This is a genomic window from Streptomyces sp. NPDC057654 (assembly GCF_042800135.1).
Taxonomy (GTDB): Bacteria; Actinomycetota; Actinomycetes; order Streptomycetales; family Streptomycetaceae; genus Streptomyces.
In genome coordinates, this window is the sequence record NZ_JBHVHQ010000527.1 from 1,361 (window position 1) to 5,996 (window position 4,636).

A 4,636-nucleotide genomic window follows, 5' to 3' on the forward strand; every position below is an offset into this window, starting at 1 on the left:
ACGGACGAACCTCTGGTGTGCCAGTTGTCCTGCCAAGGGCATGGCTGGTTGGCTACGTTCGGAAAGGATAACCGCTGAAAGCATCTAAGCGGGAAGCCTGCTTCAAGATGAGGACTCCCACCAACTTGATTGGTTAAGGCTCCCAGTAGACGACTGGGTTGATAGGCCAGATATGGAAGCCTGGTAACGGGTGGAGTTGACTGGTACTAATAGGCCGAGGGCTTGTCCTCAGTTGCTCGCGTCCACTGTGTTGGTTCTGAAGTAATGACCTGTGTTGTTGCCGGGTGGTTATCTTCATAGTGTTTCGGTGGTCATTGCGTTAGGGAAACGCCCGGTTACATTCCGAACCCGGAAGCTAAGCCTTTCAGCGCCGATGGTACTGCAGGGGGGACCCTGTGGGAGAGTAGGACGCCGCCGAACAATTTTTACAGCTCCGGCCCCTGAACTTCGGTTCAGGGGTCGGAGCTTTTTTGCGTTCGGCCCCCGGCCTCGAACCCGGTCGCCCTCCCCGCTCGGGCCGGCGGGCCGGTGGGCGGGGTGCTGGGGTGTGCGCCTCCCGCTCGTGGGCTCAAGTGTTCTACGGCCTTTCGTGTGACCCACGCCACGCCGAGGTTCGTCCTACGTCCTGATGGTCGGTCAGATTAGTTATCTTTCCTTCGCCATTATTCTATTTTCTGCCCATTTGGGGCAGGAGAAGGACGTGGGGATGCCGTGCCCACCACACAGAGAACTGCCCACCGAGACAAGGACCGTCAGCGCCGGCGCATTCCGGCTCCTGCCGCTGCCCGTGGGAGCGGCCAGGAGGCGGCACGGGACCAGGACCGCGGTCAGAGCTATGACTATGAGCGTTTCAGCCGGTTGGCCGGGCCGCTCACCGAACCCGACCGTACGGGTGACGCGCCGTACCGCGTTCGCTATCACAGCCTGCTCGGGCGCGGGGCGCACCGGGTGCGTACCGCGCTGCTGCTGACCGCGGCGCCCGTCGTCTCCCTCGTGCTTCTGGTGTGGCTGATCTGGCCGGATCACTGGGTGCACCGGCAGTACGTCGCGGGCTGGGAGACCGCCGCCGACTGGGTGATGCTGGTCTCGATCGGGCTCCTGGAGGCGTTCCGCGTGGTCAACGTGGTCTCCAACGCCCATGCCACGCTCGTCGCCCGCGACCCGATTCCGGTGACCGCCGAGTCCGGCACCCGGGTGGCGTTTCTGACCAGCTTCGTCCCCGGCAAGGAGCCGATGGACATGCTGCGCGCCACGCTGGAGGGCGCGATGCGGTTGCGGCACGACGGGACGCTGCACGTGTGGCTGCTGGACGAGGGCGATGACCCCGAGGTGCGGCGGATGTGCGAGGAGCTGGGGGTCCGGCACTTCTCGCGCAAAGGGGTGGAGAAGTGGAATCAGACCGGGGGGTCGTTCCGGGCGAAGACCAAGCACGGCAATTACAACGCGTGGCTGGACGCGCATGGTTCCGGCTATGAGTTCATGGCCTGCGTCGACACCGACCATGTGCCGCTGCCGGAGTTCCTGGAGCGGATGCTGGGCTATTTCCGTGACCCGGATGTGGCGTTCGTCGTCGGTCCGCAGGTGTACGGGAACTACGACAGCACCGTGGCCAAGGCGTCCGAGAGCCAGCAGTTCCTCTTTCACGCGCTCATTCAGCGGGCGGGCAACGCGTATGGGTCCCCGATGTTCGTCGGGACCAACAACTGTGTGCGGGTGAGCGCGCTCCAGCAGGTCGGGGGGCTGTTCGACTCGATCACCGAGGACATGGCGACGGGGCTGGAGATCCACCGGCAGCGCAATCCGCGGTCGGGGAACCGGTGGCGCTCCGTCTATACGCCCGATGTGCTGGCCGTCGGGGAAGGGCCCTCGACCTGGACCGACTTCTTCAACCAGCAGCTGCGCTGGAGCCGGGGCACGTACGAGACCCTCTTCCGGCAGTTCTGGCGGGCGGCGTTCACGCTGTCGCCGGGGCGGCTGCTGAATTACGGGCTGCTCGTCGCGTACTACCCCATGACCGCGGTGAACTGGATTCTCGGCGGGGTTTCCTGCGCGCTGTTCCTGGGGGTCGGGGCCTCGGGAATCCAGATCGAGTCGCAGATGTGGATGATGCTGTACAGCGATGCCGCCGCGTTGCAGATCGGCCTCTATCTGTGGAATCGCCGGCATAACGTCAGCCCGCATGAGCCGGAGGGTTCTTCGGGCGCGGCGGGTATGGCGATGTCGGCGCTGTCGGCGCCGTTGTACGCGCGGTCGCTGGTCGGCGCGGTGCTGCGGCGCAAGGCGGGGTTCGTCGTCACCTCGAAGGGCGATTCGGCCAGTCCCGACCGGGTCAGGACGTTCTCCACGCATCTGATGTGGGCGGGTCTGTTCGGCGGCTCGCTCATCGCCTCCGGGTTTCTCGGCCATACGCATATCGCGATGCGCAGCTGGGCCGCTCTCGCGACGGTGATCTCGTTGGCTCCTGTCGCGCTGTGGCTGTTCGCGCTCGTACGTGAGCGGCGCCGGGGGCGGCAGGAGGGGGCGGCGGTCGAGGCCGTACGGAGTCGGTCCACGGGTGCGGGCGAGGAGTCGAAGAGCGGCGGCGGTCGGGTTCCGGCTATGGCCGGGCGGGCGGGGCGTGAGGAAAGAGCAGCAGGCAAGGGAGGAGCGCAGTGAAGTACCGTCCCAGTTCACGCACGCGGAAGCTGGCGTTCGGCGCGGCGGCCGTCGTCGTGCTCGGCGGCATGAACGCCCCGGCCGTCTATGGTTTCGCCGAGAGCGCGTACCACGACTACACGATCAACAAGCCCGAATACATGGCGCGTTACGGCCACTGGGACCTGGTCGACGTGCCGCAGAAGTATCGGATCAATTCGATCCACGCGGCGTTGCTGCACACCGGGAAAGTGCTGATGATCGCCGGTTCCGGCAATGACGAGAAGAACTTCAAGGCGGGCACGTTCCAGAGCGTGCTGTGGGACCCGGTGAAGAACACGTTCAAGGAGATCGACACTCCGAAGGACATGTTCTGCGGCGGTCACGCCCAACTCCCCAACGGCAACCTGCTCGTGGCGGGCGGTACGGCGCGGTACGAGAAGCTGAAGGGCGATGTTACGCGGGCCGGCGGGGCGATGGTCATCAAGAACGAGGACCCCGACGCCCCGAAGACCTTTCCCAGGGGCACGGTGTTCCGGGGGCCGGACGGCAAGGAGTACGTGTCGAAGCTGAACGTCCTGGTGCCCCGTGCCGAGAAGAAGTTCGCGAAGCACGGCAAGGGCAAGCGGGCCAGGACGAAGGTCACGGTGACCGCCGGGCAGGCCCGCGTTTTCGTGGAGTCCGTGCGCAAGGGCGAGAAGGGCATCTCGAACGCTGCGGCGCAGTACGAGATCGTGGGGGAGAAGGGCGCGGACGCCCGTAACCACTACGGTCTGGCGACCAAACTCGGGCTGGACAAGAAGGACTTCCAGGGGCTGAAGGAGGCGTACGAGTTCGACCCGGTCGCCGAGCGGTACATTCCCGTCGACCCGATGGCCGAGGCCCGCTGGTACCCGACGCTGGTCACGCTCAAGAACGGCAAGGTGCTGGCCGTATCCGGGCTCGACGACATGGGCGAGATCATTCCGGGGGACAACGAGATCTACGACCCGAAGTCCAAGAAGTGGTCCGAGGGGCCGCACCGGTATTTCCCCACCTATCCGGCGCTCTTTCTGACGAAGGGCGGCAATCTCTTCTACTCGGGCTCGAACGCGGGGTACGGCCCGGCCGAGAAGGGCCGGCGGCCCGGGGTGTGGAACCCCGACGCGAACACCTTCAAGCCGGTGCCGGGGCTGCGGGACGGCGATCAGACCGAGACGTCGGCGTCGGTGCTGCTGCCGCCCGCGCAGCGCCAGAAGGTGATGATCTTCGGGGGTGGCGGCGTCGGGGAGTCGCACCGCTCCACCGGCCGTACGGCCATCGCGGACCTCACCCGGGACGACCCGGTCTTCCGTCCCGGCCCCGGTCTCGGGCGGGGCACCCGGTATCTGAACGCGGTGCTCGCGCCGGACGACTCCGTGTTCACCACGGGCGGTTCGAAGGACTACCGGGGCAAGGGCGCCAGCGACATCCACAAGGCGCAGTTCTACGACCCGGCCGCCCGCTCGTTCCGGCCGGCCGCCGATCCGTCGGTGGGACGTGACTACCACTCCGAGGCGATGCTGCTGCCGGACGGCCGGATCGCGGTGTTCGGCTCCAACCCGCTGTTCGCGGACCGGGCCAACACCAGGGTCGCCGAGTTCGAGAAGCGCATCGAGGTCTACACCCCGCCGTATCTGTACGGGCGTACGCGTCCGCATCTCGGCGCCGGGACGACCGAGGTGGCGCGGGGCGGCAAGGCGGAGTTCGCCGTTCCGGCGACGGCGTCCGTGCGGAAGGTGCGGCTCATGCGGCCCAGCGCGGTCACCCATGCCACCGACGTCGAGCAGCGCTCCATCGAGCTGGCCTATGAGCGGCACGGCGGGCGGATGACGGTGACGGTGCCGCACGATCAGGCGCTGGTGCCGCGCGGTTGGTACATGCTCTTCGTCGCGGACGGCCGGGGGACGCCGTCGGAGGCTCGGTGGGTCCACGTGCGGTGACGTTTCTCCGGAAGGGAGAGCGCGGGCGGGCGGCCCAACGG

Annotated in this window: 2 protein-coding genes and 2 rRNA genes (1 of these 4 only partly in view); all 4 read left to right on the forward strand. The window is 66.8% G+C overall.

The window, feature by feature from the left end:
* A 23S ribosomal RNA gene (locus tag ACFU99_RS29755) occupies positions 1–230 on the forward strand; its annotated part reaches 1,360 nt to the left of the window's first position; the annotation flags it as partial.
* A gap of 73 nt (positions 231–303) precedes the next feature.
* A 5S ribosomal RNA gene (rrf, locus tag ACFU99_RS29760) occupies positions 304–420 on the forward strand.
* Between the two features lie 291 nt (positions 421–711).
* Positions 712–2,655, forward strand: coding sequence for a glycosyltransferase family 2 protein (locus tag ACFU99_RS29765; RefSeq protein WP_384397892.1), 1,944 nt, complete (start codon positions 712–714; stop codon positions 2,653–2,655).
* Complete coding sequence (locus ACFU99_RS29770; RefSeq protein WP_384397894.1) at positions 2,652–4,595, forward strand: galactose oxidase-like domain-containing protein; 1,944 nt, start codon at positions 2,652–2,654, stop codon at positions 4,593–4,595. Before ACFU99_RS29765 ends, ACFU99_RS29770 begins: the two co-directional genes overlap by 4 nt.
* The last annotated feature ends 41 nt before the right edge of the window (positions 4,596–4,636 follow it).